The 25,648-nt window shown below is 66.3% G+C and carries 23 protein-coding genes; 11 read left to right on the forward strand and 12 right to left on the reverse strand.

The genetic code is table 11. The annotated features are described in order from the left end of the window. Positions 1–3: 3 nt before the first annotated feature. Genes ACGTN6_RS14810 through ACGTN6_RS14820 form a run of 3 tightly spaced genes read right to left on the reverse strand, consistent with a single transcriptional unit; the run spans position 4 to position 1,862 of the window. A complete protein-coding gene (locus tag ACGTN6_RS14810; protein ID WP_394592876.1) occupies positions 4–768 on the reverse strand; it encodes a GNAT family N-acetyltransferase in 765 nt (254 codons plus the stop codon). Further along, on the reverse strand, positions 758–1,390 hold the full coding sequence (locus tag ACGTN6_RS14815) for an FMN-binding negative transcriptional regulator (protein WP_394592878.1): 633 nt from the start codon (positions 1,388–1,390) through the stop codon (positions 758–760). Before ACGTN6_RS14815 ends, ACGTN6_RS14810 begins: the two co-directional genes overlap by 11 nt. A gap of 28 nt (positions 1,391–1,418) precedes the next feature. Then, positions 1,419–1,862, reverse strand: a complete 444-nt coding sequence (locus ACGTN6_RS14820) for a GNAT family N-acetyltransferase (protein ID WP_394592880.1) — start codon at positions 1,860–1,862, stop codon at positions 1,419–1,421. 88 nt (positions 1,863–1,950) lie between these two features. Between ACGTN6_RS14820 and pdxR the strand changes: the two genes are divergently transcribed. Continuing rightward, positions 1,951–3,474, forward strand: a complete 1,524-nt coding sequence (pdxR, locus tag ACGTN6_RS14825) for a MocR-like pyridoxine biosynthesis transcription factor PdxR (protein WP_394592989.1) — start codon at positions 1,951–1,953, stop codon at positions 3,472–3,474. An 18-nt stretch (positions 3,475–3,492) separates the two neighbouring features. On the opposite strand, the gene ACGTN6_RS14830 is transcribed toward pdxR, so the two are convergent. Beyond that, a complete protein-coding gene (locus tag ACGTN6_RS14830; RefSeq protein ID WP_394592882.1) occupies positions 3,493–4,242 on the reverse strand; it encodes an NAD(P)H-dependent oxidoreductase in 750 nt (249 codons plus the stop codon). 88 nt (positions 4,243–4,330) lie between these two features. Between ACGTN6_RS14830 and ACGTN6_RS14835 the strand changes: the two genes are divergently transcribed. Then, positions 4,331–5,203 (forward strand): LysR family transcriptional regulator, encoded by an 873-nt coding sequence (locus ACGTN6_RS14835; RefSeq protein ID WP_394592885.1) that lies wholly within the window; start codon positions 4,331–4,333, stop codon positions 5,201–5,203. Between the two features lie 30 nt (positions 5,204–5,233). Here ACGTN6_RS14835 and ACGTN6_RS14840 read toward each other — a convergent pair whose 3' ends face one another. Next, positions 5,234–6,514 (reverse strand): MgtC/SapB family protein, encoded by a 1,281-nt coding sequence (locus ACGTN6_RS14840; RefSeq protein ID WP_394592886.1) that lies wholly within the window; start codon positions 6,512–6,514, stop codon positions 5,234–5,236. A gap of 428 nt (positions 6,515–6,942) precedes the next feature. Between ACGTN6_RS14840 and fusA the strand changes: the two genes are divergently transcribed. Together fusA and ACGTN6_RS14850 are read left to right on the forward strand one after the other, a co-directional pair. Beyond that, positions 6,943–8,988, forward strand: coding sequence for an elongation factor G (gene fusA / locus ACGTN6_RS14845; protein WP_394592888.1), 2,046 nt, complete (start codon positions 6,943–6,945; stop codon positions 8,986–8,988). A 110-nt stretch (positions 8,989–9,098) separates the two neighbouring features. After that, positions 9,099–9,554, forward strand: coding sequence for an aminoacyl-tRNA deacylase (locus tag ACGTN6_RS14850; protein WP_394592890.1), 456 nt, complete (start codon positions 9,099–9,101; stop codon positions 9,552–9,554). 42 nt (positions 9,555–9,596) lie between these two features. Here ACGTN6_RS14850 and ACGTN6_RS14855 read toward each other — a convergent pair whose 3' ends face one another. The 3 genes from ACGTN6_RS14855 to betT all read right to left on the reverse strand — a co-directional run bounded on the left by ACGTN6_RS14855 (position 9,597) and on the right by betT (position 14,751). Next, positions 9,597–10,883: an MgtC/SapB family protein gene (locus ACGTN6_RS14855; RefSeq protein WP_394592892.1), complete on the reverse strand. Its 1,287-nt coding sequence runs from the start codon at positions 10,881–10,883 to the stop codon at positions 9,597–9,599. Positions 10,884–10,961: 78 nt separating this feature from the next. Beyond that, positions 10,962–12,659 (reverse strand): choline dehydrogenase, encoded by a 1,698-nt coding sequence (gene betA / locus ACGTN6_RS14860; protein WP_394592895.1) that lies wholly within the window; start codon positions 12,657–12,659, stop codon positions 10,962–10,964. Positions 12,660–12,681: 22 nt separating this feature from the next. Continuing rightward, on the reverse strand, positions 12,682–14,751 hold the full coding sequence (betT, locus tag ACGTN6_RS14865) for a choline BCCT transporter BetT (protein WP_394592897.1): 2,070 nt from the start codon (positions 14,749–14,751) through the stop codon (positions 12,682–12,684). A 228-nt stretch (positions 14,752–14,979) separates the two neighbouring features. On the opposite strand from betT, the gene ACGTN6_RS14870 reads away from it, so the two are divergent. Further along, on the forward strand, positions 14,980–15,438 hold the full coding sequence (locus ACGTN6_RS14870; RefSeq protein ID WP_394592900.1) for a LexA family protein: 459 nt from the start codon (positions 14,980–14,982) through the stop codon (positions 15,436–15,438). Beyond that, the gene (locus tag ACGTN6_RS14875) at positions 15,435–16,709 is read left to right on the forward strand and encodes a Y-family DNA polymerase (RefSeq protein WP_394592902.1); all 1,275 of its coding nucleotides are present in this window, start codon (positions 15,435–15,437) and stop codon (positions 16,707–16,709) included. The genes ACGTN6_RS14870 and ACGTN6_RS14875 overlap by 4 nt, the downstream gene beginning before the upstream one ends. A gap of 96 nt (positions 16,710–16,805) precedes the next feature. On the opposite strand, the gene ACGTN6_RS14880 is transcribed toward ACGTN6_RS14875, so the two are convergent. The 4 genes from ACGTN6_RS14880 to ACGTN6_RS14895 form a co-directional block, all read right to left on the reverse strand. After that, positions 16,806–17,312, reverse strand: a complete 507-nt coding sequence (locus ACGTN6_RS14880; RefSeq protein ID WP_394592904.1) for a flavin reductase family protein — start codon at positions 17,310–17,312, stop codon at positions 16,806–16,808. Positions 17,313–17,543: 231 nt separating this feature from the next. Continuing rightward, the gene (locus ACGTN6_RS14885; RefSeq protein WP_394592906.1) at positions 17,544–18,578 is read right to left on the reverse strand and encodes a methionine synthase; all 1,035 of its coding nucleotides are present in this window, start codon (positions 18,576–18,578) and stop codon (positions 17,544–17,546) included. Between the two features lie 26 nt (positions 18,579–18,604). Next, positions 18,605–19,588 carry a DUF1852 domain-containing protein gene (locus ACGTN6_RS14890; protein WP_394592908.1) on the reverse strand — a complete coding sequence of 328 codons (984 nt, stop codon included), beginning with the start codon at positions 19,586–19,588 and terminating at the stop codon, positions 18,605–18,607. Between the two features lie 625 nt (positions 19,589–20,213). Continuing rightward, positions 20,214–21,116: a LysR family transcriptional regulator gene (locus ACGTN6_RS14895; RefSeq protein ID WP_394592910.1), complete on the reverse strand. Its 903-nt coding sequence runs from the start codon at positions 21,114–21,116 to the stop codon at positions 20,214–20,216. Between the two features lie 102 nt (positions 21,117–21,218). On the opposite strand from ACGTN6_RS14895, the gene ACGTN6_RS14900 reads away from it, so the two are divergent. Genes ACGTN6_RS14900 through benB form a run of 5 tightly spaced genes read left to right on the forward strand, consistent with a single transcriptional unit; the run spans position 21,219 to position 25,643 of the window. Continuing rightward, the gene (locus ACGTN6_RS14900) at positions 21,219–22,337 is read left to right on the forward strand and encodes a muconate cycloisomerase family protein (protein ID WP_394592913.1); all 1,119 of its coding nucleotides are present in this window, start codon (positions 21,219–21,221) and stop codon (positions 22,335–22,337) included. 38 nt (positions 22,338–22,375) lie between these two features. Continuing rightward, positions 22,376–22,666, forward strand: a complete 291-nt coding sequence (gene catC / locus ACGTN6_RS14905) for a muconolactone Delta-isomerase (protein WP_394592916.1) — start codon at positions 22,376–22,378, stop codon at positions 22,664–22,666. Positions 22,667–22,713: 47 nt separating this feature from the next. Next, on the forward strand, positions 22,714–23,688 hold the full coding sequence (catA, locus tag ACGTN6_RS14910; protein WP_394592919.1) for a catechol 1,2-dioxygenase: 975 nt from the start codon (positions 22,714–22,716) through the stop codon (positions 23,686–23,688). A 57-nt stretch (positions 23,689–23,745) separates the two neighbouring features. After that, positions 23,746–25,125 carry a Rieske 2Fe-2S domain-containing protein gene (locus tag ACGTN6_RS14915; protein ID WP_394592921.1) on the forward strand — a complete coding sequence of 460 codons (1,380 nt, stop codon included), beginning with the start codon at positions 23,746–23,748 and terminating at the stop codon, positions 25,123–25,125. Between the two features lie 26 nt (positions 25,126–25,151). Continuing rightward, the gene (gene benB, locus ACGTN6_RS14920) at positions 25,152–25,643 is read left to right on the forward strand and encodes a benzoate 1,2-dioxygenase small subunit (RefSeq protein ID WP_394592924.1); all 492 of its coding nucleotides are present in this window, start codon (positions 25,152–25,154) and stop codon (positions 25,641–25,643) included. The last annotated feature ends 5 nt before the right edge of the window (positions 25,644–25,648 follow it).

Consider the following 25,648-nt stretch of genomic DNA (forward strand, 5'->3'; position numbering starts at 1 on the left):
CGGTCAGTCCAGGGCGGACGGGCGGGCCGTCAGTGCCGACAGCGAGCTTCGCTGGCGCCCCTCGGCATCGAAGTTGTCCGGCGACAGCCAGCGTTGGAGGATCGCTTCCAGCGCCGGCCATTCGCCGTCGAGAATCGAGAACCAGGCGGTATCCCGGTTGCGTCCGGCCACCACTCGATGCTGGCGGAAGACGCCCTCGAAGCGAAAGCCCAGCCGCTCGGCGGCCCGCCGTGACGGGGCGTTGAGGGCATCGCACTTCCACTCGTAGCGGCGATAGCCCAGGGCGAAGGCGTGCCGCATCATCAACGCCATGGCCTCGGTGGCGGCCGGCGTGCGCTGCAGGCGCGGCGAGAAATGCAGGTGACCCACCTCGATGCTGCCCTGCTCGGGCACGATGTTCAGGTAGGCGGCCACGCCCAGCGCTCGGCCGCTGGCCCGCTCGACGATGGCATGGAACCGCGGGTCCCGGCTGTCGGTCCGCTCGGCCAGCCAGGCGTCGAAGCCGTGCCTGTCCCGGTAGGGGACACCGCCGAGGTAGGTCCAGCGCGCTTCGGCGGCGTCGCCGGGCGCCGTTCCCGCCTCGCCCAGGGCCGCATGCAGTGAGTCGCCGTGGCGGTCGGTCTCCAGCGGCTCGACGCGCACCCGGTGGCCGGTGAGGGTGACGTCCGGGAGCGGCGTCGCTCCCTGCCAGCCGGGCACCGCCTCGCCAACGGGTTGGCCGAAGGGCGTCCGTGAACGCGTCGAGGTGCCAGGGGTATCAGTGGTCATTCTCGCTCTCCGTCTCGATCAGGGTCTTGGCATAGCGTTCGGTATAGCGCCCCAGCTGCCGGGCCAGCGGGTCGGCGCTGTCGGCCAGGCCGGTCAGCACGCCGGCCTGGTCCTCCCGAGAACGGTTCAATCCCAGCTTGGCCTTGCCCTGCAGCTCGTCCAGGCGGATCCGGAAGCCGACGACGCCCTTGAGCAGTCGCTGGCGATAGGCGGGACTCATGATGTCCGGTTCATCGAGCAGCTCGGGCTCGTACTTGGCCACCAGCGCGTCGAGTGCCGTCAGGGTGGCGGCGTCGTCGAGCCGTTCCAGGGTGCCGCCGGCATGCACGGTGGCATGGTTCCAGGTCGGCACCGCCGGCCTGGCGGCGTACCAGCGGGGGGAAACGTAGCTGTGGGGGCCCTGGAAGATGGCCAGCACGCGCCGGCCCTCCAGCGCCTGCCAGTGGGGATTGGCGCGGGCGAAGTGGCCGTAGAGGGTGCCCAGATCGCCTTCGTCGCGCGCCAGCACCAGCGGCAGGTGACTGGCCTGCAGGCTGTCGTCCACCAGGCTCGCGAAGCCGTGGGCATCGATCAGCGCCTGGGCCTGTGCCAGCGGCATGCGGGTATCGCGGGGTCGGGTCATGGGGGGGCTCCGTGAGTGTGCCGTGTGCCTAGCCGAGGCTCAGGGCATAGTGATGAAACGCCCGGTCGCGCTGCCAGCCTTCGGATTCGTACAGGGACTGGGCGGTCCGGTTGTCGATGCCGGTGGCCAGCTGCAGATGGTGGACGCCTTCGGCCATGGCCAGCTCGGCCGCGGCCTGCATCAGGGCCCGGCCGATGCCTCGGCCTCTGGCCTGGTGCGCCACGAACAGGTCGTTGAGACGCCATTGCCGGGCGAGTCGCACGGTGCTGAAGGAGGGATAGAGCTGGACGAAGCCTTCCAGGGTACGGTCGTTCTCGTGCACCAGCAGGTGGGAATCGCCCAGTCCCAGGCGCCGGGCAACGAAGCGGCGGGCGGCGTCAGGCTCGCTGGGCTGGCCGTAGAAGACTCGATAGGTATCGAGCAGATCGCCGAGCGCTTCGACGTCGGCGAGACGGGCGTGACGGATGGCCATGGTGACCTCCTTTCTGTTGGCAACGGTGACACCGTCTGAGTCTGTGGGCATAGTGGTTCCCCAGTAAGAGCCAGTTATGGGGAAAATGATGGAACCGGTTGCCACCGTGCATGCCGACTGGGTCGGCGAGGCGCTGGGCATCGCGCTGACCCGAACCTCTTCGTTGCCGCTGGCACGCCGCCTGTATCGGGCGCTGCGCAGCTGGGTACAGTCGGGGCGCCTGGCCAGCGGCTGTCGGCTGCCGTCGTCGCGCCGGCTGGCCCGCGAGCTGGGCGTGGGGCGCAACAGCGTGCTGGATGCCATCGACCAGCTGGTCGCCGAGGGCTTCCTGGAGACCCGTCCCGGTGCTGGCACCTTCGTCGCCGACCTGCCGTTCGGTCGTATCGAGGCACCGGCCGAGGAGGCCTCGGGCGGTGGCGCACCGCGGGCGGCGCTGTCCCCCCGCGGCGAGCGCCTGCTGAGGTTCAGTGCCGCCTCGGGCGGCCATCACGAAGCCTTCCCGCCGGGCGTGCCGGCCCTCGACCGCTTTCCCCGCGAGCTCTGGGAGCGGCTGCTCAGGCGCCACCAGCGGCGTGCCCCCGACGCATGGCTTGATTACCGCACCCAGGGCGGCGTGACGGCGCTGCGTGAGGTGCTGTGCGACTATCTGCGGCTGTCGCGCTCGGTGCGCTGTCGTCCGGAGCAGGTGCTGGTGGTGCAGGGGGCCCAGCAGGGCTTCGAGCTGATCGCTCGGATGCTGGCCGATGCCGGCGACACGGTGTGGATGGAGGAACCCGGTTACGGCGGCGCCCAGGCGTGCTTCGATGCCTCCGGCCTCGCGCTGGTGCCGGTCCCGGTGGACGGCGAGGGCCTGGATCCCGCTCGGGTGCCTTCCGGTCATGCGGCGCCGCGGCTGATCTACGTGACGCCCTCCCATCAGTATCCCAGCGGCGTGACCATGAGCCTGGCGCGGCGCCTGGCGCTGCTCGAGGCGGCCGAGACGCATGGTGCCTGGATCGTGGAGGACGACTACGACAGCGAGTTCCGCTACGACCAGCGCCCCATCGCCGCCCTGCAGGGGCTCAGCGAGTCGGCACGGGTGATCTATGTCGGTACGCTCAGCAAGGTACTCTATCCGGGGCTGAGGCTCGGTTACCTGGTGTTGCCCGAGTCCCTGGTGGAGCCCTTCCGGCGCGCCAATGCCCGCCTGCATCGCGAGGGGCAGTATGCGGTGCAGGCGGCGCTGGGCGAGTTCATTGCCGCCGGCCACTTCTCGCGCCACGTGCGCCGGATGCGCGACTGCTATCGCCGGCGTCAGGCGCTGCTGCGCCGGGCACTGGCGCCGGCCGTGGCGCGGGGGCTCGAGCTGTCTCAGGGGCAGGCCGGCATGCATCTGGTGGCCTGGCTTGGCGACCGGGCCCTGGAGGCGGAACTGGTCGCGCGCGGTGCGGCGGCAGGCGTCACCCTGTCGCCGCTGTCGGGCTTCTATCTGGAGGCGCCGGGAAGGCCAGGGCTGGTACTGGGCTACGCCGGCACCCGCGACGACGAGATCCGGCGCGCCGGCCGCTGGCTTGCCGAGACCTGGCTGGCGCTGGTCGAGGAGCGAGCGGCAGCTACCAACGTGCCAGGCTGATGCCGCGGTGCATCGGGCTCAGGGGCGCCAGGCGAGCGGATGGTCGTGGCGCAGCACGCCTTTCTCATCCCAGTCTTGCCAGCCGCTGAAGGGAATCGGCGACTCCGTATCGAGCCGCGTCAGCCGCTCTGCCCAGGCGGCCTTTTCGTCCTCGAGCCGGGCGCGGAAACCAGCCTCGTCCTGGTAGCGCAGCCCACCGCCCTGGACGCCGTAGACCACCTGGGGCGGCAGCACCGTCATGCCCAGGTAATAGAGCGAGCAGTGCAGGGGCCACAGCAGGGTGGCCATGTCGCCGCCGCGGCCCCGCGGCGAGAAGGCCGCGGCCGGCGAGCCGGTGGTCACCGCGCACAGCGCTCGTACGCCGGCCAGGCGTCCGCGGTCGTAGCGCATGCTGCCGGAATAGAGGCCGCCGTAGACGCAGACCCGGTCGAACCAGCCCTTGAGCATCGCCGGCGGGCCGTGCCACCACAGCGGAAACTGGAAGATCACCAGCTCGGCTTGCAGCAGCCGCGACAGCTCGCGCTGCACCGGGTCGGGGAGGGTGCCGGCCTCGAAGTGGTGGCGCTGCTCGGTCAGCGCCGAGAAGCTTTCGGGCGCGGCGCGCGGGGCGAAATGGTCCGCGCGCTCGACCGGGTCGAAGTTCTCGGCGTAGAGGTCGGCGACCTCTACCTCATGGCCCAGGCGGCGCAGGGTGTCGGCGGCGGTCTCCGTCATGGCGCCGTTGAAGGAGCGGGGCTCGGGATGGCTGTGGACGATCAGGACTCGCATGGCGGCCTCCGGGTCGCAAGGAATGTCCCGGCAGGCTAGTCTTTGCATCAGTGAACGAACATTCCCCATTATTTCAAATGGAATTTGCATGGATGAACAGGGGCTCGTTTGGGACGATCTGAGGGTGGCCCTGGCGATCGCCGAGACGGGGTCGCTGTCCGGGGCGGCACGCCGGCTGGGCGTCAGCCATGCCACGGTCTTCCGGCGGCTGGGGACCATCGAACGGCGCCTGGGCGTACGCCTGTTCGAACGCGGGCGGTCCGGCTATGTGCCCACCCCGGCCGGCGAGGAGCTGGCCGCCACGGCGTCACGGGTCGCCGCCGAGGTGGCGGCGGCCGAGCGTCGGCTGGCGGGGCGTGACCTGCGGCTGGCCGGCACCCTGCGGCTGACCACCACCGATACCCTGCTGATGGGGCTGCTGTCGCCGATCCTGGCCGACTTTCGGCAACGACACCCGGCGATCGAGCTGGAAATCGCCGTCTCCAACCAGCTCTTCAACCTCTCGCGGCGCGATGCCGACCTGGCGCTGCGGCCGACCCGCTCGCCGCCGGAGCACCTGGTCGGCCGGCGGCTGGGCGACATCGCCCAGGCGGTCTACGTGCGTCGCGGGGCGGCGACCGAGAGCGCCTGGGTGGGGCCCGACCGTCACTTGGGCGACGCCGCCCTTGAGGCCTGGATGGCGGCCCGCACTCCGGGCGCGGCCTGTCGCATCGATACCCTGCTCGGCATGTTCGCGGCGGTGCGCGACGGGCTGGGCCGGGCGGTGCTGCCCTGTTACCTCGCCGATGCCGAGCCGGCCCTCGAGCGTCTCGGCGCGCCGATCCCCGAGCTCGCCACCGGCCTGTGGCTGCTGACCCACCCCGACCTGCGTCGAGTGGAGCGGGTCCGGGCCTTCATGGCGCACCTCGCCGAGGCGCTCGAGGCCCGCGTTTCTCGTTTGGCCGGCGAGGGCGTCGACTGAATTGGCCTGGCGTCGGCCGCCAGGTCGGCCTCATGGCCACCAGGCCAGTCCCAGGCCGGTCAGCAGCGATACTGCCATGGGCAGGGCGACCCGTCGGCCCAGCCCCCGCGTTCCCAGGCCGGTAGCCATGCCCGCCTTGATGATGTTGTTGACCGAGGCGGCGATGACGATACCGAGGACGACGGTGTCCGGGGCGATGGTGCCGTGGGACAGCCGGGCCAGCGACAGGGTGACGGCGCCCACATCGGCCATGCCGGAGGTGGCCGCCAGCAGGTAGACCCCGGCATTGCCCAGCCAGTCCTGGAGCCAGTGGCCGAGCAGCATGATGATCGCCAGCAGCACCCCGAACAGCAGCGCCATGCGCAGTTCCAGGGGGTTCTGGTTCAGTGCCGGCCGGTCGACCTTGGCCGCCCGACGGTGCGAGCGCCAGATCAGCAGCGCTGCCGCGTAGAGCAGCACGGCCATCGTCGTCACCGGAAGTGCCAGCGGCGCGATCAGCGCCGGATTGATGACCAGGCAGTAGAGCATGATGCGCGGGAACATGGTGCCGCAGGCGATCAGGATGCCGGCCGCCAGCAGTGGCGAGAATTCCTGGTGCTGCCGCGACAGTCGAGCGAAATGCAGGGTCAGGGCGGTGGAAGAGCTGAGCCCGGCGAACAGGCTGGTGAACAGGACGCCTCTCTCCGGCCCTCCAAGGCGGATGGCGAAATAGCCGATGAAGGAGATCGCTGCGACCAGCACCACCATCCACCAGATTTCGTAGGGGTTGAGGGCCGCCCCGGGCCCCATGGCGCGGTCCGGCAGCAGCGGCAGCATCACCACCGAGATCAGCAGCAGCTTGAGGCCGGCGTCCATCTCGTGGGACTGCAGCTGGTTCAGCAGGCCATGGATTTCCCGCTTGTTGTCGAGGATGACCGCCGTCACCACTGCGCAGGCGGTGGCCAGGGCCAGGTCCACGGCCACCGCGATGGCGCCGAAACAGAAGGTCAGCAGTAACCCCATCAGGCCGGTGATGCTGTAATCCTGGCTGAGCGGCATGCGAGCCCGGTAGGCCACTAGGGCAGAACCGGCCACGGACAGGAAGATCAGGGGAAAGGCCCATTCGGTGACGGTTGTCGAGAGCAGGGCGGAGATGCCTCCGAGCAGCCCTACCAGCGCATGGGTGCGTATCCCGGCGATGCGCTCGCCGGCGTCTCGCGTTCGGGCCACCCAGCCTCGCTCGATACCGATCAGGGCCCCCAGCAACAGGGCCACCGTTAGCCGGATGGCCGTTTCATTGTTGGTAATGAACTGGCTGGTGAGCTCTTCCATGGCCGGGTCGCTCTCGTCGCGCTCATGCGGGATCGATGCAAAAACACTGACTTATATTCTGGGTGCTCGAGGCAGGGTGGGAAAGTCGCCACGGCATGCTTGCGATTCGATGGGCGGGGTGCCAGACGACGAGTTGCCAGCCTTGGCATGGGACCTCAAACGGGCCTGCACCGGGCCCCGTGACACATGTCGAGCTTCCCTGATGACTTATCCACAGCGTGTGGAAAACGTTGGAAAGCCTCTTGTAATCTTGTAGATGAGGCCCCCTTTTTGGGGTGCCGACATGCACCACTCGCCACTCGCCACTCGCCACTCGCCACTCGCCACTCGCCACTCGCCACTCGCCACTCGCTAACGTCGCCGCCGTCCGCCGGCCTGCTAACTTGGATAGGTAGGCGATGAGCGACGAGTTCACGGGGGCAGGGGCCATGAGTGAACGATCTCCCGAGCGGATTCGCAACCTGGCGCTGACCGGCCAGGCGGGCACGGGCAAGACCACCCTGGCCGAGGCGCTACTGGCGGCGGCCGGCGCCATCGGGCAGCTCGGCAGCGTGGAGAGGGGCTCGACGGTGAGCGATGCCGGGGTCCAGGAGAAGACCCTCCATCATTCGATCAGTGCCTCGGTGCTGGGGCTCGAATCCGGTGACGTCTGGATCAATCTGCTCGATACCCCGGGGTATGCCGACTTCCAGGCGGCCGCGCTGTCCATCCTGCCTGCCGTGGAGACGGTGGCGGTGGTGATCGATGCCGAGAACGGCGTCGATACCACCGCCCGACGCATGATGCCGTGGGCGCTTGATCGTGGGCTGTGTCGTCTGGTGGTGATCAACCGTATCGATGCCGCTTCCGCCCGGCTCGAGGCGCTGCTCGAGGACGTCCGCCAGCTGCTGGGGGCCGAATGCCTGCCCCTCAACCTGCCCGCCGAGGGAGCCTCGCGGGTGGTGGACTGTTTCTTCGATCCCCAAGGCGAGGCCGACTTCTCGTCGGTAGCGGCGACTCACGAGATGCTGGTCGATCAGGTGGTGGAAGTCGATGAGGCGCTGATGGCGCTTTATCTGGAACAAGGCGAGGAACTCAGCCCCGAGCAGCTCCATGCCCCCTTCGAGGCGGCGCTGCGCGAGGGCCATCTGATACCGGTGTGCTTCACCTCGGCGACCAGCGGCGCCGGAGTGCGAGAGTTGCTGACGGTGTTCGAACGGCTGATGCCTAGCCCCCTGGAGGGCAATCCGCCGCCTTTCCTGCGCCAGGACGCCGAAGGCACCCACGAGCATGTCGCCATCCCCGATCCCGAAGCCCATGTGCTGGCGCATGTGGTCAAGGTCGAACACGATCCCTTCCTCGGCAAGCTGGCCGTCTTTCGCGTCCATCAGGGCACCGTGACCCGGGAGAGCCGACTGTTCGCCGGTGATGCCCGCAAGGCCTTTCGCGTGGGCACGCTGTATCGCCTCCAGGGCCGAGACCACCTCGAGGTGGAGCGCTGCGGGCCGGGAGAGATCGCTGCCCTGGCCAAGGTCGAAGAGGCCGGCCTCGACAGCGTGCTGCACGACTCCCATGACGAAGATCATATCTATCTGCGCCCGGTGGCACTGCCCGCGCCGGTGTTCGGCCTGGCACTCCACACGCGGCGCCATGGGGACGACCAGAAGCTCACCGAGGCCCTGGCGAGAATGACCGAGGAGGATCCGGGCCTGCGGGTAGAGCAGGATTCGGCGACCCGAGAGACGGTGCTGCGAGGGCAGGGCGAACTGCATCTGCGCATGGCCCTTGAGCGCCTGAGCGAGCGCTATCGGATCGAGGTGGACACCAGTGCCCCTTCCATCGCCTATCGCGAGACCATCCGTGCCTCGGCTTCGGGACATTGCCGGCACAAGAAGCAGAGCGGCGGGGCCGGTCAGTTCGGTGAGGTGTTCCTGCGGGTCGAGCCGCTGCCGCGGGGAAGCGGCTTCGAGTTTGCCGATACCATCCGTGGGGGAGCCATCCCGTCGTCATTGCTGCCGGCGGTGGAGAAGGGTGTACGCCAGGCCATGCAGGAGGGCGTCGCCGCCGGCTACCCGCTGCAGGACGTTCGTGTGGTGGTCGAAGACGGCAAGACCCATCCGGTGGATTCCAAGGAGATCGCCTTCGTCATCGCCGGGCGCAAGGCCTTCCTGAATGCCGTGGAGGAGGCCGGATCCCAGGTGCTCGAACCCCTGGTCGAGCTGGAGGTCGAGGGGCCCGGCTCGGCCATGGGCGATCTCTCCGCAGACCTGGCCGCCAGCCGCGGGCGGATCCAGGACACCCGGACCCTGGGCGATCTGGTCAGCATTCAGGCGGTGGTGCCGCTGGCCGAGATCGCCGACTACTCCAGGCGACTCAATGCCCTGACCGGTGGCAGCGGGCGCTATGCCCTGCGTTTCAGCCACTACGAGCCGGCTCCGGAAGCGGTGCAGCGTGAGTTGATACAGGCTCACCGGAGCAAACGGAAGGAAGCCTAGCCAGCGCAGACGGGGGGGCTCGCTGGCAGGGTATCTATCCTCCCCCCGTCGGGCGACGCGGACTAGACTTACTTACAGGCCCTTGAACGATTGATGATGAGGGTGAAGCCATGTCCATGGAACGCGTCAAACGCTTTCTCGACGAGAACGGCGTGAAATATGTCATCGAGCAGCATTCTCCCGCCTACACCGCTCAGGAGGTGGCCGAGGCGGCCCATGTGCCCGGCCGCCACTTCGCCAAGAGCGTCATGGTCATCGTCGATGGGCGCCTCGCCCTGGCGGTGCTGCCGGCCACCGACCGAGTCGACCTGCGGAAACTGGCCCAGTCGTTGGGTGCCCAGTCCGTCGAACTGGCCGAAGAAGCCGATTTCAGCGAGCGTTTTCCCGACTGCGAGCCCGGGGCGATGCCGCCCTTCGGCAACCTCTTCGACATGGAGGTCTTCGTCTCGCCGCACCTGGCCGAGGCCGATCTGATTGCCTTCAGTGCCGGCAATCATAGAGAGGTGATGCAGCTTCCCTACGGTGTTTTCGAGCGTCTCGTGAAGCCGGCAGAGGTGGCGATGTAGTTGGCGTTAATGACGATGTAGTTGGCGGTGATGGCGCTGGATTCAGGGGGTGAGCCCCCAGGCCAGCGCCAGGCCCGCCAGCAGTGACGCCGCCATGGGTAAGGCGACCCGGCGGCCCAGTTCCGTCGTGCCCAGGCCGGCCGCCATGCCGCTCTTGATGGCGTTGTTGACCGAGGCGGCGATGATGATCCCGAGCACCGCCGTGGACATCCCGATGGTGTCCTGGGACATGCGAGTCAGCGACAGGGTGATGGCATCCACGTCGGCCACGCCGGAGGAGGCCGCCAGCAGGTAGATGCCGGTATCGCCGAGCCCCTCCTCGAGCCACCGGCCGAGCAGCATGATCGCCGCCAGCAGCGCGCCGAACATCAGGGCCATGCGCAGCTCCAGCGGGTTCTGGCGCAGCGCCGGTCGATCCACCTTGGCGTCCTGGCGCTGGCCGCGCCAGATGACCAGGGCCGAGGCGTAGAGCAGCCCGCCCATTACGGCGACCGGCGGGGCCAGCCGTGGCAGCAGCTCGGGCCGGATGAGCAGGCAGTAGAACAGGATGCGCGGGAACATGGTGCCGCAGGCGATCAGGATACCGGCGGCCAGCAGCGGCGAGAGCTCGGGGTTGCGCCGCGACAGGCGGGCGAAGTGCAGCGTCAGGGCGGTGGAAGAGCTCAGGCCGGCGAACAGGCTGGTGAACAGTATGCCCTTCTCGGCACCCCCCAGGCGCATGGCGAAGTAACCGATGAAGGAGGTGGAGGCGATCAGCACCACCATCCACCAGATCTGGTGAGGGTTGAGGGCGTCGCCGGGACCCATGCCGCGATCGGGCAGCAGCGGCAGCATCACCACCGAGATCAGCAGTAGCTTGAGTCCTGCGTCCAGCTCGTGGGCCTGCAGCTTGTTGAGCAGGCCATGTATCTCGCGCTTGTTGTCGAGGATCAGCGCCGTCACCACCGCACAGGCGGCGGCCAGCACCGGATCCATGGCCACGGCCACGGCGCCAAGGCAGAAGGTCAGCAGCAGGCCGATCAGGCCGGTAATGCTGTAGTCGCGGCTGTGCGGCATGCTCGCACGCTGGGCGACCAGGGCAATGGCGGCCACGGCCAGCAGCAGCAAGGGGAAGACCCACTCGCTGACGGCTACGGAGAGCAGCGCGGCGAGGCCGCCGAGCAGGCCGACCAGGGCGTGGGTGCGGATACCGGCGATGCGCTCTCCGGCCTTCTTCTCGCGCGCGGCCCAGCCGCGCTCGATGCCGATCAGCGCTCCGAGCAGCAGGGCGACGGTCAGCCGCAGGGCCGCCTCGTGGGCGGTGATGAACTGGGCGGTGACCTCTTCCATTCGCGCGCTCCTGCGTCGCGGTCGATGTCGGGAACCCCGCGAATCGCGAGCGCCTTGGCCGGATCATGACCGGGACGATCAGTCCCGCGGGCGTTCGGGCGTGGCCTCGCGCTGCTTGACCTGCCAGGCCTCCAGCGAGAAGGCCGGCGCCGTGGATGGCGGCAGCGGGTCGCGGCCCAGCACGTGGTCGGCGCCCTTCTCGCCGATCATGATGGTCGGGGCGTTGATGTTGCCGTTGGTGACGCTGGGCATGATCGAGGAGTCGATCACCCGCAGCGACTCGATGCCGTGGACCCGGCACTCGGGGTCGACCACCGCCATGGCGTCGGTGCCCATGCGGCAGGAGCCGCAGGGATGGTAGGCGGTCTCGGCGGTGGCGGCGACCCAGGCGTCGATCTCGGCGTCGCTTTGCACGCCGGGGCCGGGAGAGAGTTCCTCACCGCGGTAGGAATCGAAGGCGGGCTGGGCAAAGATCTCCCGGGTCAGGCGCAGCGCGCGGCGATAGTCGTCCTTGTCTTCCTCGTCCTGCAGGTAGTGGAAGATCATCGACGGCGGCGCCTCGGGGTCGGCGGAGGTCAGGCGCACGCGTCCGCGGCTGCGGGGCTTGTTGGCGCCGAGGTGAACCTGGAAGCCGTGGCCCTCGGCGGCGCTGGAGCCATCGTAGGCGATAGCGCCGGCCAGGAAGTGATACTGGATGTCGGGGTAGCGCAGCCCCTCGCGGCTGCGGATGTAGCCGTTGGACTCGAACTGGTTGCTGGCGCCCAGGCCCCGCTTGAAGAAGAACCAGCGGGCGCCTATCCACAGCCGCGCCAGGGGGTTGAGCCAGCCGTTGAGGGTGATCTTCTGGGTGCAGCTCTGCTGCACCCAGACCTCCAGGTGATCGTGGAGGTTCTCGCCCACGCCGGGCAGGTCGTGGACCACCTCGATGCCGTGCTCGCGGAGGTGCTCGGCCGGCCCGATGCCGGACAGCATCAGCAGCTTGGGCGAGTTGAAGGCGCTGGCCGAGAGGATCACCTCGCGCCGCGCCCGGACTCGCACGGTCCTGCCCCGCTGGCGATACTCGACGCCCACGGCGCGCTTGCCATCCATCAGCACTCGGGTAGTGAGGGCGTGCATCTCGAGCCTCAGGTTGTCGCGGGCGAGCGCCGGCTTGAGATAGGCGTTGGCGGTGGAGCAGCGCACCCCATCGCGCACCGTCATGTCCATGCGGCAGAAGCCTTCCTGGCGATAGCCGTTGTAGTCTGCGGTCTCGCCGTAGCCGGCCTGGCGACCGGCCTCGATGAAGGCGCGGTAGAGCGGGTTTTCCATGTTGTTGCCGTTGCACACTCCCAGCGGGCCGCCGCTGGCGCGGTAGTCGTCCTCGCCGTAGAGGCAGTCCTCGGCGCGCTTGAAGTAGGGCAGCACCTCGGCGTAGCTCCAGCCCACGGCGCCGCGCTCGGCCCACTCGTCGAAGTCGCCGGCGCAGCCGCGCACGTAGGCCATGCCGTTGATCGAGGAGGAGCCGCCGATCACCTTGCCGCGGGCCTGGTGGATGCACCGTCCGCCGAGGCCGGGCTCCGGCTCGGTGTAGAGCCCCCAGTCGAAGCGTGGCTTGTTGAGCGGGATCGAGAAGGCGATGGGCATCTGGATGTAGAGGGAATCGTCCTTGCCGCCGAACTCCAGTACCAGCACCTGATGCTGGCCGTCGGCGCTCAGTCGGTCGGCCAGCACCGAGCCGGCCGAGCCAGCGCCGACGATCACGTAGTCGACGACCCGGTCGAAGGTGACATCGTTCATGGCCTCGCTCCTCGTCTCGCGGTCAGTCGCCGCGCGCGGAGGGCGTGTCCGGCATGATCGCCTCGCTGCCGGGCAGCTCCCGCTGGGTGTGCAGGAAGAACAGGTGACGCTCGTACTGGTCGAGGATGTCGGCGATCACCTGTTCCTTGGTGTAGCCGTAGATGTCGTAGCCCTGGCCGCCCTCGCCGATATGCACCTGCAGCCGGTAGTAGTGGGTGCCGGCGCGGGTGGCGCGGATCGAGAAGGCCGGCATGGCGCTGCGGTGCGGCCACACCTGGTAGGTGAAGTTCGGCTCGCCGCCGAGGTCGACGTTGAGCTCGAGGTGCTCCGAGGCGCCGTTGTCCTCGACCAGCGCCGCGCTGACGCCCTGCTCGCCGAGCACCTCGCGGATCTCCTCCATGGCCGGCCGGACCGTCTCGCCGAGGAAGCGCCGTGCCTGCTCGTGGTTGGGGAAGTGCATGGCCCGGGAGAGCCGCTGGCGCCAGTGATGGCCGGCGCCCTCGCCGGGCAGGCGGCCCGACAGGTGGCCGGCCATGCTGCCGCGCAGGCTGTCCTCCTTGAGGCCTTCCACTTTCAGCGCCTTGAACAGGCCGAGGATCATCAGGAACAGCACGAAGGCGAAGGGCAGACCCATGATCACTACCGTGCTCTGCAGGGCTCCCAGCCCGCCGGCCATCAGCAGCGCCAGGGTCAGGATGCCGATGATCGCCGCCCACAGGATGCGCATCCAGGAGGGGGCGTCGTGGTTGGGGTCGGTGAGCACCGAGGTCAGGTTGGAGAGCACCAGCGAGCCGGAATCCCCGGAGGTGACGAAGAACACGATGGCCAGCACCGTGGTTACCCCCGTGGTCAGCCATATCCAGGGGTAGTTCTGCAGGAAGAGGTAGATCGACGAACCGGGATTGTTCATGGCCTGCTCGCCGAAGTCGGCGACACTGGCGGTGCCGGTCATCACCAGGTCGATGGCGCTGTTTCCCATGATCGACATCCACGCCATCATGAAGGTCAGCGGCAGGATCAGGGTGCCGGCGACGAACTGGCGGATGGTGCGGCCCCGCGAGATGCGCGCCAGGAACAGCCCGACGAAGGGGCCCCAGGCGATCCACCAGGCCCAGAAGAACACCGTCCAGGCGTTGAGCCAGTCCGACGGCGGGTCGAAGGCGTAGGTGTCGAAGGACAGCCGGGCAAAGTGGGCCAGGTAGTCGCCGACGTTCATCACCAGGGCGTTGAGCAGGAACAGCGTCTTGCCGGTGAACAGCACGAACAGCATCAGCAGCACCGCCAGCAGCATGTTGAACTCGGACAGCCGACGAATGCCCTTGTCGACCCCGGTCACCGCCGAGATCGCCGAGAAGACCACGATCAGCACCGCCAGCGCCGCCTGGGTGACGGTGTTTTCCGGCAGGCCGAACATGTAGTGGAGGCCGAAGTTGAGCTGGATGATGCCGATGCCTAGGCTGGTGGCGATGCCGAACACGGTGCCGAGCACCGCGGCGATGTCCACGCTATGGCCGATGGCCCCGTGGATGCGGCGCCCGAACAGCGGATAGAGGGCGGAGCGGATGGTCAGAGGCAGGCCGTGGCGATAGCTGAAGAAGGCCAGCGACATGCCGACCAGAGTGTAGATGCCCCAGCCGGACAGCCCCCAGTGCAGGAAGGTCAGCTCCATGGCGTGGCGGGCCGCCTCCTGGGTGCCACCTTCGCCGACCGGCGGTGCCAGGAACTGCGTCACCGGCTCGGCGATGCAGAAGAACAGGAGATCGATGCCGATGCCGGCGGAGAACAGCATGGCCGCCCAGGTGACGACGTTGAAGTCCGGTGTCGAGTGCGCCGGCCCCAGGCGCAGCTTGCCGTAGCGGGACAGGCCGATGCACACCACGAACACCAGGTAGGCCACCACGGCGAGGAAGTAGAACCAGCCGAAGCTGTCCGAGATCCAGGCCAGCACGGTGTTGATGACGTTGCCGGCCGCCTGGGTGAAGAACATGGTCCACAGCGCGAAGGCGACGATGCCGATGGCCGAGCCGTAGAACACCACGGGATTGATGCGATCGCGGCCTGTGGCGGGCTCGCTGTCGGACGCATGGGCCATGTCGGACTCCTCGCGGGGCGCCGGGCAGGCCGGAGCGACCCTCATGGCCGGCCCGGTGCCGTCGGTTGCCGCTGGCTGTGACGAGAGCTCCGTGCCCGCGGCGGGCAGCGGAGGGGCTATCTGGGTATAGGTAGGGTGCGGCGCGGGCGTCAAGTTGCCTCGTGACACTTGCCCCCCGTGCGAAGCTGTCAGATACTGTTTATAAATACAGCATTTTCAGGAGGCGCCATGTCACTGCCGAGGCCGTCTCTCGCCCGCCTGCCGGCCGTCGCCGGGCCGCGGTCCGACCGGGCGGGCCAGCCGCTGCTGGGCTGCCGGGTGCGGGCCGGCTTTCCCAGTCCCGCCGACGACCACCTGGACGTGGAGCTCGACCTGCACGCCCATGTGGTGCGTCGCCCGACGTCCACCTACTTCGTGCGCGCCGAGGGCGACTCGATGCTCGGCGACGGCATCCACGACGGCGACCTGCTGGTGGTGGACCGCAGCCTGGAGCCGTTGCCCGGGCGGGTGGTGATCATCGCCGTGGATGGCGAGCCCACCGTCAAGCGGCTGGCCCGCCGCGGTGACGACCTGGTGCTGGAGGCCAGCAACCCGCGCTTCGCGCCGATTCCGCTGGCCGGTCGGGAATGCCAGGTCTGGGGCGTGGTGACCCATGTGCTGCATGCTCTGCCGGGGGCGACGCCATGATCGCGCTGGTCGACAGCAACAACTTCTACGTCAGCTGCGAGCGGGTCTTCGATCCCCATCTCGAGGGCCGGGCGGTGGGGGTGCTGTCCAACAACGACGGCTGCGTGGTGGCGCGCTCGGAGGAGCTCAAGGCGTTGGGTGTGGCCATGGGGATGCCGACGCACCAGATCCCCGCGTCGATCCGCCGCCGAGCGACGCTGTTGTCCAGCAACTACGCCCTCTACGGTGACATGAGCCGGCGCGTGAACCGGGTGCTCGGCGACTTCTCGCCGGACGTGGAGGCCTACTCCATCGATGAGAGCTTCGTCGGCCTCGAGGGCCATGAGCCCGACGACCTCGAGGCGTGGGGGCGGCGGCTGCGGGCGACGGTGCTGCGCGACACCGGCCTGCCGACTTGCGTGGGCCTGGCGCCGACCCGGGTACTGGCCAAGACCGCCAATCGCGTCGCCAAGCGGATGCCCGGGTTGGGCGGAGTGTGTTGCCTGGAGGCCGAGGCACCCGAGACCCGCCGCGTGCTAGAGGCGCTGCCGGTGCATGAGCTGTGGGGCATTGCCCGGCGTAGCGCCGAGCGATTGGCGCTGCAGGACATCCACACCGCCTGGCAGCTGCGCCAGGCCGATCCCAAGCAGATCCGCCGGACCTTCTCGGTGGTGCTGGAACGCATCGTCTGGGAACTGCGCGGCCGGCCGGCCATCGCCCTGGAGGATCTCGCCGAACCGCGTCAGCGCATCATGGTATCGCGCTCCTTCGGCCGCTTGACCGGCGAGCTGGCCGACCTGCGGGCGGCGCTCCGCCAGCACGGCGCCCGGGCCGCCGAGAAGCTGCGCCGCCAGGGCAGTCTGGCCTGTGCGGTGCTGGTGTTCGTGCGCAGCGACCCGCACCGGCTCGGCGAGCGTCAGTATCGCAACAGCCAGGTGGTGGCGCTGCCCGGCCCCAGCGACGATACCCGGGAGCTGCTCGATGCCGCCGGCCGTGCCTTGTCGGCGGTCTTTCTCGAGGGCGTGCGCTACCAGAAGTGCGGGGTGATGCTGCTGGACCTGGTGGATGCCGAGCGTCACCAGCTGTCGTTGCTGAGCGAGGGGGACGCGGCCGAACGCCGCCGCAGTCAGCGCCTGATGGCAACCCTGGACCGGCTCAACGGCCGCATGGGACGCGATACCGTGCGCTTCGGCCTGCCCGGGGAAAAGGCCGCCTGGGCGCTGCGCTGTGAGCATCTCAGCTCGCGCTATACCACTCGCTGGGACGAATTGATGCGCGTCAAGGCACGCTGAGCCGGCTCATGGATAGGGGGCGCTGCGGCGGTTTTCCACCAGCACCTCGAGGATGGCGCTGGCCGAACAGGATCGGCAGGGCGATGTGTGGCCAGTTCACTCGGCAGATGCAGCGAGATCGCAGTATTGTCCCTTGAAATACAATAGTGGCCGTGTGGCAGCCGCTTCTGTCGGGTTTAACGCCTTCACTTCACCAATCACGATCAGGTGATCACCGGCGGCATGTTCGGCGTGAATTTCGCAATCAAGCCAGTGCAGGCTACCGGCAATGATCGGATTGCCCAGCGGCGATTCCTGCCACTCGACGCCGTGCCACTTATCCGTGCCTTGCCGGGCGAACTGGTTGGAAACCCTGGTCTGCTCATCCGACAGGATATTCACGGCGAACCGGCCTGCCTGGCGAATCCTGGGATAGCTGTACGAACTGGCCTTGACGCTGAACGACACCAGTGGCGGGCTCATCGACACGCTATAGAACGACTGGCAAGTGAAGCCAATTGGATCGCCATCGATGTGTGATGTGATCACCGTGATACCGGAGGCGTAGTGCCCGAGCGCTTCGCGAAAGCTCAATGGCTCGATGGCAGTATCAGGAAGAGGCATGGCGGGTCCTGAAGGTTGGGTGGAACGCGAGAGTGTCAAGAGAGGCCTGAGGCGGCGCGGTGATTTTTCTGACTTCAACCTTTCCGACTGGGAAAGCGGCCCATCGATGAGCGTCGAAAGGTGGCCCGTTCAGTTCTCTGCTATTGGCCGCCGCGAGCCTCTCGCGCCGACCGTTTTCTGTCTTGCAGAGCCGTCACCTTCACCCCTGAGAACACCGCTTTCGGCTCTAGCTCAGTACGACTGGGAGAGTTCTCTACGGACGATGTCTGCTCCCTCATTTAAAGCACGTAGCTTGCCCCGTGATACTTCACGCGGCAAGGGCGCCATGCCGCAGTTGGTACAAGGGTAGAGTTTGTCGGCATCGACAAACTGAAGTGCCTTTCGCAGGGTGTTGGCGACTTCCTCTGGTGTTTCGATGGTGTTGGTGGCGACATCGATAGCACCTACCATCACTTTCTTCCCGCGAATGAGTTCGATGAGATCTATGGGGACATGAGAGTTGTGACACTCCAGTGAGATGATGTCGACGTTGGATTTTTGCAACTTGGGGAAGGTTTCTTCATATTGCCGCCACTCTGACCCCAGTGTCTTTTTCCAATCCGTATTGGCCTTGATGCCATAGCCATAGCAAATGTGCACGGCAGTGTCGCATTTGAGCCCTTCGACTGCCTTTTCCAGGGTGGCAATTCCCCAGTCATTTACCTCATCGAAGAAGACATTGAATGCGGGCTCGTCAAACTGGATGATATCGACGCCAGCAGCCTCCAGTTCCCTGGCTTCCTGGTTGAGAATCTTGGCGAATTCCCAGGCCAGTTTTTCGCGGCTTTTATAATGGCTGTCATACAGCGTGTCAATCATGGTCATGGGGCCAGGCAGAGCCCATTTTATGGGTTGACTGGTTTGCTGACGCAGGAATCTTGCATCGTCAACAAAAACCGGCTTCTGGCGAGACACAGCACCAGTGACCGTGGGCACGCTGGCATCATAGCGATCACGAATTCTAACGGTCTCACGTTTCTCGAAATCGACGCCGTTGAGGTGCTCGATAAAGGTAGTGACAAAGTGCTGGCGTGACTGTTCGCCATCACTGACGATATCGATGCCCGCTTGCTGCTGCTCCTGCAATGACAAGCGCAAGGCATCTTGCTTGCCATCGATCAATTCCTCGCCTTGCAATTTCCAGGGTGACCAGAGTTTCTCCGGTTGTGCAAGCCAGGAGGGCTTGGGCAAGCTACCGGCAGTGGATGTGGGCAACAGCTTTTTCATGAGAGATGACCTTGTGCTTTGGTTGATCAAAGAGCGTAGTTGGCGGACCATTGCTCGAGGATGGCCTGGTAAGGCTTGATGAAATGCTCCTCGACAAACTTTCCCTGCTCGATCGACAGCCGGCTACGTTCCTCTCGATCATAGACGATTCGAGTCAGTGAATAATCCTGTTGCTTCAGGCTTGGCTGGTAGGATTTTCCTGCTTGAGAATTCGCATTATAAATTTCGGGCCGATAGATCTTCTGGAAAGTATCCATCGTGCTGATAGTGCTGATGAGCTCAAGGTTAGTGTAATCACCAAGCAAGTCGCCGGAGAAGTAGAAGGCTAAAGGAGCGACGCTGCCAGGAGGCATGAAGTAGCGAACCTTCAGCCCCATCTTTTTGAAATATTCATCGGTTAAAGAGTGCTCGTCCTGCTGGTACTCAATGCCCAGAACGGGATGCTGGTTTTCCGTCCGATGATAGGTCTTGCTGCTTGATACGCTGATGCATATCACGGGCGGTTTTTTGAAGTTTTCTTTGTAAGCGCTTGAGTTTACGAAGCGCTGGAATAGCTTTCCATGCAGGTCTCCAAAGTCATCTGGAGTGCTGAATTCGGTCTGATTCTTGTTGTGTTCGGATAGCCGGACGCTAAAGTCGTAATCCCGCACGTAAGAGGAGAAGTTGTTTCCTGCCACCCCCTCGATACGCTCGTTGGTTTTTCGATCGATAATATTTGTCTTCAATATCTCAATCAGGGGCAGGGCAGCATCCGTACGCGCGGCATCAATGGTCATTTCAACGGAAATGATGTCAAGTTCGACACCGTAACGGTCGCCTTTCGGGTTGTCCCAGTGCGCCAGGGCATTGAAGCGATTGTCAATCATCTTCAAGGTGTTGCGCAAGTTCTCCCGGCGACTCTCTCCTCTGGCCAGGTTGGCAAAGTTGGTAGTGATGCGCGTATTGTCCGACGGGCGATAGTTTTCATCGAAACAAATGCTTTTGATGGTAAATGCAAATTCGTTATTCATCGCGACCTGCCGTCCTGATGTCTGAAAGCTAAATTTAAGCCGTGTTGGGTTATCGGAGTCTCCCCGGTGTCTTTTCCGGATCCTCACAAGCGCATCAGCGAATCCCTTTTCGCTGATACTTGTCGATATGCCCAGGCGCCACGATCCACCCATGGGATGGGAACAGGCCACAACGCGCTTTTCCGACGCTCTCGATGATGTCGCGGCCGCTGGCCTTACGGTGACGGTGGGTGTCGCGCGCCGTCACGTTCGATGCGCGGTCGGCCGTGGTCGTGGGCCAATGCCATGGGATGTTCTCCACTGACGATCGAATGACGGAATTGTCGATTTCATGGAGACATGAGGCAAACTGAATATCCTCATGATGAAAACAAATTTGTCTCATGATCGAGTGTCGACGTGCCTGCTGTGGGGTGGGGATGGAGCTCCTTCGGGCCTGTGCTTGACCCGCCGCCGGCGCTGATGGGCGGCGCTCATGATCTGGTGGTCGCATGGGACGCGATACCGTGCCGCTTCGGCCTGCCCGGGGAAGAGGCCGCCCGGGCGCTGTGCTGCGAGCCCCTCGGCTCGCGCTATACCACCCGCTGGGATGAGCTGATGCGCGTCCAAGGCACGCTGAGCCGGCTCATGGGTAGCGGCCGCTGCGGCGATTCTCCACCAGAACCTCGAGGATGGCGTTGGCTTCCTGCATGACCGGCGAGGGCACTTCGCCGCGTCGACGGCTGCACAGGATCGGAATGGTGATGTGCTTTTCCGCCAGGTAGACGTAGCTGATGCCGTCGCGCTGGACGCGCTTCACCTGCTCCGGCACCAGGGTGATCCCCATCTCAGAGGCCACCAGGCCCAAAGCGGTCTGCATCTCGTTGGCTTCCTGCGAGACCGTGATCTTGAGCCCTCGGCGCCGGAACATACCGAGCACGGTATCCGCCATGCTCGGCCGCGGCGTGGCGGGAAACAGGATCAAGGGGTACTCGGCCAGCTGCGCCATGCTCGGCGTGGTGCCCTCCAGCGGATGGCCCTTGGGCAGCGCCGCCATCAGCGGCTCCTCGAACAGCACCTCCTGCTTGACCTCCGGGTCGTCGAGGCGCAGCCGGCCGAAGCCGATGTCGATGCGTCCGGCCTTGAGCGCCTGGATCTGCTGCACCGTGGTCAGTTCGACCAGCGTCAGCTCGACGTCATCCTTTTGTCGCAAGCCGCGCACCAGTAGCGGCAGCTGGCCGTAGAACACCGAGGGCACGAAGCCGATGCCGAACAGCTGGCGGTGGCTGCGGGCGATGCGCCGGGTATCGGTCACCGTGGTGTCGACCTTCTCGAGTATCTGCAGGGTATGTTCATAGAAGAACTGTCCCGCCGCCGTCAGCGCCAGGCCACGGGGCCCGCGATCGAACAGCCTGACGCCCAGCTCCTTCTCCAAATTGTTGATTTGTCGAGTTAATGGCGGCTGAGCGATGTGCAGCTTGGCGGCCGCCCGCGTCATGTTCAACTCCTTGGCCGCGACGCAGAAGTAGCGGAGATGGCGTAGCTCCATGATACCTCCAAGGTATGGCTAAGGACTCAAACCATATTGGTTGCCGGGCCTGGAGGCAATCAGACTGCGAACACTTCTTTTGTGCGTAGTCCAGGAGCCTTCATGCCCGCCGTGATCGAGTCCATTGAGACGCTGCTGGTCGATCTGCCGACCATCCGCCCCCACAAGCTTTCCATGGCCACCATGGCCTGCCAGACGATGGTCATCGTGCGCCTGCGTACGAGCGACGGCATCGAGGGGCTGGGCGAGGGCACCACCATCGGTGGCCTGAGCTACGGGCCAGAGAGCCCGGAGAGCATCAAGCGCAACATCGACGCCTATCTGGCGCCGCTGCTGGTCGGTCAGTCTTCGAGCAATCTCAACGCCCTGATGGCGCGGCTGAATCGTCATGTGCGCGGCAATCCCATCGCCAAGTCGGCGCTGGAGACCGCGCTGCTCGACGCCCAGGGCAAGCGGCTGGGGCTGTCGGTGGCCGAGCTGCTGGGCGGCGCCCGCCACACGCACCTGCCGGTACTGTGGACCCTGGCCTCCGGCGATACCCGGAAGGATATCGATGAAGCTTTCCAGCGCCTCGACGACGGGCGCCACCGCGACTTCAAGCTCAAGATCGGCGCCAACGCCCTGGAACAGGACGTGCGCCACGTGGCGGACATCAAGGCGGCGCTGGGTGATCGGGCCAGCGTGCGCGTCGACGTCAACCAGGCCTGGGACGAGGCCACCGCGGTGCGCGGCATCGCCGCCCTGCAGGAGGCCGGCATCGCCTTGATCGAGCAGGCCATCCCGGCCCGCGAGCAGGCCGGCCTGATTCGCCTGGCCGAGCGCTTCCGGGTGCCGATGCTGGCCGACGAGGCGGTGGCCGATGCCCGGGACGGACTGGACCTGGTGGCAGACGGCTTCAGCGGCGCCTTCGCGTTGAAGATCGCCAAGGCCGGCGGGCCGCGGCCGGCGCTGGAGCTGGCGCAGCTGGCGCTGACGGCCGGTGTCGGCCTGTATGGCGGCACCATGCTCGAGGGCACCATCGGCACCGCCGCTTCGCTGCACGCCTGGGCGACCCTGCCCGAGATGACCTGGGGCACCGAGATGTTCGGCCCGCTGCTGCTCAAGGACGACATCGTCGCCGAGCCGTTGCGCTACCACGACTTCGGCGTCGACCTGCCGGCCGGTCCTGGCCTCGGCATCGCCCTCGACGAAGACAAGCTGACCCACTATTCGCGCAAGTAAGTCCGGGCGCTGACATTGTTCCAGACAAGGAGACTCGCATGCTGTTCCAGGTAGAAATGACCGTGAAACTGCCGCCGGAGATGCCCGCCGAGCAGGCCGCCGAGATCAAGGCGACCGAGAAGGCCTACTCCCAGGAGCTGCAGCGCGCCGGCAAGTGGCGCCACCTGTGGCGGGTGGCCGGCAGCTACTCGAACGTCAGCATCTTCGACGTCGAGGACAACGCCGAGCTGCAGGAGCTGGTCTCCAACCTGCCGCTGTTCCCCTACATGGAGATCGCCGTCAAGCCGCTGTGCCGCCATCCCTCGTCGATCCGCGACGACGACAGCTGATACGCCGTTCATCGATGACTCGCTATAACAACCATGAGGACGCCAGCATGACCGTGAAGATTTTCGACACTCCCGAGGTTCAGGACTTTCTGAAGGCCGTCAGCGGTTTCGACAAGGACGGCGGCAACGAGCGCGCCAAGCAGATCATGCATCGCCTGCTCTCCGACCTGTATCGGCTGATCGACGACTTCGACGTCAGCCCCGAGGAATTCTGGAGCAGCGTCAGCGTGCTCAACGCGCTCGGCCAGGGCACCCAGTTCGGGCTGCTGGCCCCGGGGCTCGGCTTCGACCACTACCTGGACATGCGCATGGACGCGGCCGACGCCGAGGCCGGCCGCACCGGCGGCACGCCGCGCACCATCGAGGGCCCGCTGTACGTGGCCGGCGCTCCGGAACTGCAGGGCAGCGGGCGCATGGACGACGGCACCGATACCGACGGCGAGGCGATGTGGCTGACCGGCCAGGTGCGCGACACCGACGGCCAGCCGATCGCCGGGGCCAAGGTCGAGATCTGGCACGCCGACTCCAAGGGCGGCTACTCCTTCTTCGACCCGTCGCAGGCGGAGTACAACCTGCGCCGCTCGATCATCACCGACGCCGAGGGTCGCTACGCGGTGCGCAGCATCGTCCCCTCCGGCTATGGCGTGCCCGAAGGCGCGCCCACCGATCAGGTGCTCAAGGCCCTGGGGCGCCATGGCCAGCGCCCGGCGCATATCCACTACTTCGTCTCCGCCCCGGGGCACCAGCACCTGACGACCCAGATCAACCTGGCCGGCGACCCCTACACCTTCGACGACTTCGCCTTCGCCACCCGCGAGGAGCTGGTGGTGGAAGGGCGGCGCATCGAGGACGACGCGGCCATCGCGGCACGCGGCTTCGAGGGCCCCTTCACCGAGGTGGTGTTCGACGTCGCGCTGTCGGTGACCAATGCCGCCGAGCTGCAGCACCGCCACAAGCGCCCGCGGGCCAAGGAAGACGCGCAGGACCAGGCCAGCCAGCAGGCGGGCACCGCCAAGGTCTGAGGCGACCCGCATCGTCTCTGCTTCCCTGACCCCATGACTAACGCGAGGAGTCCGATCATGACCAGCAAGCTCGATCGTCTCGAACAACGCGTCCGCGGTGCCGTCGAGGACGACGCCGAGGCCGGCACCTTCCGCGTGCATCGCAGCATCTTCACTGACCCCGAGTTCTTCGAGCTCGAGATGAAGCATGTCTTCGAGGGCAACTGGCTGTTCCTGGCCCACGAGAGCCAGATCGCCGAGCCCGGCGATTACATGACCGTCACCCTGGGTCGCCAGCCGGTGATCATCACCCGTGACAAGGCCGGCGAGCTGCACGCCCTGATCAACGCCTGCGCCCACCGCGGCGCCACCCTGTGCCGCAAGAAACGCGGCAACAAGGGCACCTTCACCTGCCCGTTCCACGGCTGGACATTCAAGAACGACGGCCGGCTGCTCAAGGCCAAGAACGAGAAGACCGGCGCCTACCCGGACGCCTTCAAGAGCGAGGGCTCCCACGACCTCAAGCGGCTGCCGGTGTTCGAGAACTACAAGGGCTTCCTGTTCGGCAGCCTGAGCGCCGACGTGATGCCGCTGGACGACTATCTCGGCGAAACCCGCAAGGTGATCGACAACATCGTCGACCAGGCCCCGGAAGGCCTGGAGATCCTGCGCGGCACCTCGTCGTACACCTTCAACGGCAACTGGAAGCTGGGTGCGGAGAACGGCGCCGACGGCTATCACGTCAGCACCGTGCACTGGAATTACGCCTCGACCATGGACCGCCGCAACTACGACGCCGGCGGCACCAAGGCCGTGGATGCCGATGGCTGGTCGAAGAGCCAGGGCGGTTTCTACTCCTATGAAAACGGCCACATGATGCTGTGGACCCGGCTGCTCAACCCCGAGGTGCGCCCGGTCTACACCCGCAAGGACGAGATCGAGGCCGAGCTGGGCGAAGCCCGGGCCGACTCCATCGTCAACCAGACCCGTAACCTCTGCCTGTATCCCAACGTCTACCTGATGGACCAGTTCTCCACCCAGATCCGGGTGATCCGCCCGCTGGCCGTGGACAAGAGCGAGGTGACCATCTACTGCTTCGCGCCCAAGGGCGAATCCAAGGAGAACCGCGCGCTGCGCATCCGCCAGTACGAGGACTTCTTCAACGTCTCGGGCATGGGCACGCCGGACGACCTGGAAGAGTTCCGCGCCTGCCAGAACGGCTACCAGGGCCTGGACGCCGAGTGGAACGACCTGTCCCGCGGCGCCAAGCAGTGGATCGAGGGCGCCGACGAGAACGCCAAGGCGATCGACATGAAACCGCTGCTCAGCGGGGCGTCGCCGGAGGACGAGGGGCTCTACGTGCTGCACCACCAGCACTGGGTCGAGGAGATGCTGCGCGCCATCGACAAGGAGCGCGGCCAGTTTATCGCCACCGAACCCGCCGGCGAGTCGGCCTGATTGCCCGAGAACAGGGGGAGCACACCATGAGCATGACTTTCGAAGACATTCAGGCCTTCGTGCATCGCGAGGCGCGCCTGCTCGACGACCGCCAGTGGGACGAGTGGCTGACCTGCTATCGCCAGGATGTGGAGTTCTGGATGCCGGCCTGGGACGACGATGACCGGCTGACCGAGGACCCGCAGTCCGAGATCTCGCTGATCTACTACCCGAGCCGCGAGGGGCTGGAGGACCGGGTCTACCGCATCAAGACCGAGCGCAGCGGCGCGACCAGCATTCCCGAACCGCGCACTACCCACCTGATCAGCAACCTGGAGGTGCTGAGCCGGGACGGCGATGCGGTGGAGCTGCGCTTCAACTGGCACACCCTGAGCCATCGCTACCAGCAGACCAACCAGTTCTTCGGCACCTCCTTCTACACCCTGGACGTGTCCGGAGAGGCGCCTTTGATCACCCGCAAGAAGGTGATCCTGAACAACGACTACATCCACCAGGTCATTGACGTCTATCACATCTGACCGGG

The organism is Halomonas sp. B23F22_20 (genome assembly GCF_043496985.1).
Classification (GTDB): Bacteria; Pseudomonadota; Gammaproteobacteria; order Pseudomonadales; family Halomonadaceae; genus Halomonas.